Origin of the sequence: Mesorhizobium sp. M7A.F.Ca.CA.003.01.2.1 (genome assembly GCF_003998945.1) — a bacterium.
Lineage (GTDB): Bacteria > Pseudomonadota > Alphaproteobacteria > Rhizobiales > Rhizobiaceae > Mesorhizobium > Mesorhizobium ciceri.
Genome location: NZ_RZRA01001168.1, coordinates 1 through 1,470 on the forward strand (window position 1 = coordinate 1; position 1,470 = coordinate 1,470).

At 62.7% G+C, this 1,470-nt stretch carries 2 protein-coding genes; both read right to left on the bottom strand.

Translation table 11 applies throughout. The features are described from left to right. Positions 1–132: 132 nt before the first annotated feature. On the bottom strand, positions 133–549 hold the full coding sequence (locus EN969_RS30870; RefSeq protein WP_013529490.1) for a cupin domain-containing protein: 417 nt from the start codon (positions 547–549) through the stop codon (positions 133–135). A gap of 5 nt (positions 550–554) precedes the next feature. Next, positions 555–1,421 (bottom strand): phosphoenolpyruvate hydrolase family protein, encoded by an 867-nt coding sequence (locus EN969_RS30875; RefSeq protein ID WP_024504438.1) that lies wholly within the window; start codon positions 1,419–1,421, stop codon positions 555–557. Positions 1,422–1,470: the final 49 nt, after the last annotated feature.

Consider the following 1,470-nt stretch of genomic DNA (forward strand, 5'->3'; position numbering starts at 1 on the left):
GAACAGGGGTGGGACGGCCTAGCTGGTATTGAGGCTGCTGCCCCCTCACCCGGATTGCCATCCGGGAAAAGCAATTCGGGGCAATCCGACCTCTCCCCGAGGGCAGAGGTCGGAGCCGGAACCGAGGAAAGATCACTGCCCCGGCGGAATCAGCCTGAAATCCGGCAGCTCACGCAAAACCAGTTCAGGTCCTGCCGGCGAATAGACGACGAACAGCTGCATCGGCCCGTCGCCGGTGTTGAGCGTCGAATGAAAGCGGCTTTCCGGCACGTAGATGGTGCAGCCGGGGCCGACCTTCTCGACCATCGGATTGCCCTTCTCGTCCTCGACCATCTGTTCGCCATGGCCTGAGATGACGAAGATGATTTCTTCCGCGCCCGGATGGTTGTGGCGCGTGTGGCCCTTGCCGGAAGGCAGGTCGACGACCCCGCCGGAAAAGCGGGTTGCGCCATTCACTTCGGGCGCCACCGTCAGCGCCAATTTTCCCCAGTCGAAGCCGAAGGCGCTGACGTCCTTCGGGTACACGAACACTTTGCTCTTGTCGGTCATCTCACTCATCCCTTCTTTTTCTTGAATGTGGTCTTCTGGCCGCCGAGCGCGACGGCCTTGAAATCGGCCGTCTGCTTGGCGATCGCGGCTTCCGCCGGCAGCCGTTCCATCGAGCTGGCGCCATAGAAGCCGTGCAGGCCCTTGGCCTGGGAGAGAATGTAACGGGCGTCGTCGGGCATCGAAATCGGGCCGCCATGGCAAAGCAGGATGACATCCTTGCGCACCGAGCGCGCGGCATTGGCGATGGCGTCGATCTCCTGAATGCAGTCGTCGAGCGACTTGGCTGACGTGGCGCCGATCGAGCCGCCTGTCGTCACACCCATATGGGCGACGACGATGTCGGCACCGGCCTTGGTCATGGCGCGGGCCTCATCCGGGTTGAAGACATAGGGCGTGGTCAAGAGATCGAGCTTGTGCGCCTCGGCGATCATGTCGACCTCGAGGCCGAAGCCCATGCCGGTTTCCTCGAAGCTCTGCCGCATGCTGCCGTCGAACAGGCCGATGGTGGGAAAATTCTGCACGCCGGAAAAGCCCATCGTCTTCAGCTCTGCCAATAGCAGCGGCATGATGACGAACGGGTCGGTGCCGTTGACGCCGGCCAGCACCGGCGTGTGTCTGACCACAGGCAGCACCTCATAGGCCATTTCCTTGACGATCTCGTTGGCGTTGCCATAGGCGAGCAGGCCGGCGGCCGAGCCGCGCCCGGCCATGCGGTAGCGGCCGGAATTGTAGATGATGATGAGGTCGATGCCACCGGCCTCCTCGGCCTTCGCCGACAGGCCGGTGCCGGCGCCGCCGCCGACGATCGGCACGCCCTTGTCGATCATTCCCCTGAATTTCTTCAAGATGTCCTTGCGCGGTATGGCGGGCATTTTTTTAGGTCTCTTACTGTTTTGCGGTGTCGGGGGAAGCCGCTCGTTC